Annotated in this window: 1 protein-coding gene; it reads right to left on the bottom strand. The window is 32.0% G+C overall.

The window, feature by feature from the left end; genetic code table 11:
* Positions 1-124: 124 nt before the first annotated feature.
* Positions 125-955 (bottom strand): DDE-type integrase/transposase/recombinase (locus tag HMPREF0634_RS03645; RefSeq protein WP_007789127.1); only part of this gene is annotated, 831 nt, incomplete at its 5' end.

Raw genomic sequence — 955 nt, forward strand, 5'->3', positions numbered from 1 at the left:
CTCTTAGTTGTCAAGACATATGTTACACTTACGAGAAAGTTTTTCAAAATACTTGCTATTTTATCGAAAATTATAAATGGATAAGTCAAGGAGTAAAGCTTTGCGTACCTTGACTTAGTTCATTTTAATTTTCACAATAACAGGCTGTATTTTTGAAATACTCTTCTACAACTTCATTTGGGCTTTTAAATTTTAAACTTGTTTTTGCCGTACTATTATATCTTCTTTCATGCTTTGCCACCTGATTTATCAGATCTTTTTCGCTAGTAAATACTTTTCGATTATATAAAATCTTACCATCTTCCCTGTGACTTCTTTCTACTTTTACATTTTGCCATGGTGAATATGGTCTTGTTCGTTTAATCGTGATACCAAGATTGTAAGCAGCTTTTTCAAATGCACTCTCTTTGCTTGTTTTGTCATCATCATTAACAAACTCACGACCGGTATCTACCTGAACGGTATGTATTGGAAATCCAATCATTTCTTCCAAATTCTCTAAAAATTTTTTTGTTTCATAGGTACTTTTTTCCTTTACAATCTTCAAAATTCTTTTTCGACTATACTCGTCAATACTTGTTATTTGATAGTATTTATAGCCATATGTAGAAAATTTTATACATTCGTCAGGAACATGTTTTATGTCAACTTGTACTTTGTCACCAGGGTATTTACCATCCATTCTATCATATTTTGTGTAACTCTTACGACGTAGCTCCGGTTTTTTATAATCCTTATTCCTAATTTGTCTACACATGCTTGAAAAGCTTCTTATATAGCCCTTTGCTTTACATCGTACGTATACTTCTGCAAGACCATAGATACCATTTCTTTTAAGCATCTTTCTAATTAACTTCAATTCAGATTTTGTGTGAGCATTTGGACTGTGTAAAGGCCTTCTAGAGCCTAATGCTAAACTCCTTACTGTGCCATCATACTTTTTTAGTTGTCTATA

Source organism: Peptostreptococcus stomatis DSM 17678 (genome assembly GCF_000147675.1).
Taxonomy (GTDB): Bacteria; Bacillota; Clostridia; order Peptostreptococcales; family Peptostreptococcaceae; genus Peptostreptococcus; species Peptostreptococcus stomatis.